General features: G+C 72.2%; 1 protein-coding gene. It reads left to right on the top strand.

Going from position 1 to position 1,677, the window contains the following annotated elements; genetic code table 11:
* Positions 1 to 1,677 (top strand): SDR family oxidoreductase (locus tag ACTOQ2_RS43805; RefSeq protein WP_440107933.1); only part of this gene is annotated, 1,677 nt, incomplete at both ends.

Here is a 1,677-nt window from a genome sequence, read left to right as displayed (position 1 = left end):
TGCCGGTGGCGGCGTTCGAGCTGGTGCAGTGGCCGCCGGTGGACGCGCGGCCGGTGGCGGTCGATGGTCTGTACGACGATCTCGCGGCGGTCGGCCTGGAGTACGGGCCGGTCTTCCAGGGGGTGACGCGGGCCTGGGCGAAGCCGGGCGAGGTGTTCGCCGAGGTGGCGCTGCCCGAGCAGGCGCATGCCGACGCGGCGCGGTTCGGGGTGCATCCGGCGTTGCTGGACGCGGTGCTGCACGCCAGCGCGCTGGGTGATCTGCTGCCGGAGCCCGAGCCGGGCAGGCCTTTCCTGCCCTTCTCCTGGTCGGGTGTCTCTCTGCACGCCACAGCGGCGACCAGCCTGCGAGTGAAGATCATCGGTACGGGCGGCACCAGCATGGCGCTGACCATCGCCGATGGGTCCGGTGTGCCGGTGGCGGAGGTCGAGGCGCTCACGTTGCGTCCGTTGTCGACCTCCGACCTGGTCGCCGCGGGTGATCGTGGCTGGTTGCACCAGGTGGGCTGGACCGCCATCGCGGCCGGGACGAGCACGGAAGTTCCCCGCTGGGCGGTGCTGGAGGCGGGAGCCGGCCTGGACTCGGTCGCGGAGGCGCCCGAGGCGGTGTTGGTCACGATCCCATCCGGCGGTGAGCTGGGTGTGGTGACGCGTGAGGTGCTGGGCCTGGTGCAGGAGTGGCTGGCCGAGGAGCGGTTCGCCTCCTCGCGGCTGGTCCTCCTCACTTGCGGCGCGGTGGTGGCGGTCGCGGATGAGGTGCCGGACCTGGCGCAGGCGGCGGTATGGGGTCTGGTGCGAGCGGCGCAGGCCGAACAGCCCGGTCGACTCGTGCTGCTGGACCTGGACACCGACCCCCTCGACGCGGACACGGTCGCTCAGGCGCTGGCCACGGGCGAGCCACAGGTCGCGGTGCGAGACGGGCACCTGCTGATGCCAGGACTGAACCGCACCGCGGACCGTGGCGAGGAGCGGTCGGTGTTCGGTTCGGAGGGCACGGTGCTGGTCACCGGCGGCACCGGCGGGCTGGGCGCGGTCGTGGCCAAACACCTCGCCGCCACCTACCAGGTCAAACACCTGCTGCTGGCCAGCCGACGCGGCACCCAGGCACCCGGCGCCGCCGACCTGGCCGCCGAACTGACCGAACTCGGCGCCACGGTCACGATCGCGGCCTGCGACGTCGGCGACCGCGAGCACCTGACACACCTGCTCGCCTCGATCCCACCGGAGCACCCCCTGACCGGTGTCATCCACACCGCCGGAGTCCTGGACGACGGCATCGTGGCCTCCCTCACCCCCGAACGCATCGACGCCGTCCTGCGACCCAAGGCCGACGCCGCCCGCCACCTGCACGAACTGACCCAAGACCTGAATCTGTCGGCCTTCGTGCTGTTCTCCTCCCTGGCCGGAGTCCTGGGCAGCGCCGGCCAGGCCGGCTACGGCGCCGCCAACGCCTACCTCGACGCCCTGGCCCACCACCGCCACGCCCAAGGCCTGGCCGCCACCTCACTGGCCTGGGGCCTATGGGCCTCCGGCGGCATGGCAGGCGACCTCAGCGAAACCGACCTGCGACGGATGGAACGAGCAGGCGTCAAACCCCTGTCCATCCCCGAAGGACTCGCCCTGCTCGACACCGCCCTGCACACCGACCACCCCGCCCTCGTCCCCGCACGATTCACCA

Source organism: Streptosporangium sp. H16 (assembly GCF_051918855.1).
Classification (GTDB): Bacteria; Actinomycetota; Actinomycetes; order Streptosporangiales; family Streptosporangiaceae; genus Streptosporangium.
The sequence above is the reverse complement of the archived record's forward strand: the minus strand, read 5'-3'. Positions and strand labels throughout refer to the sequence as shown.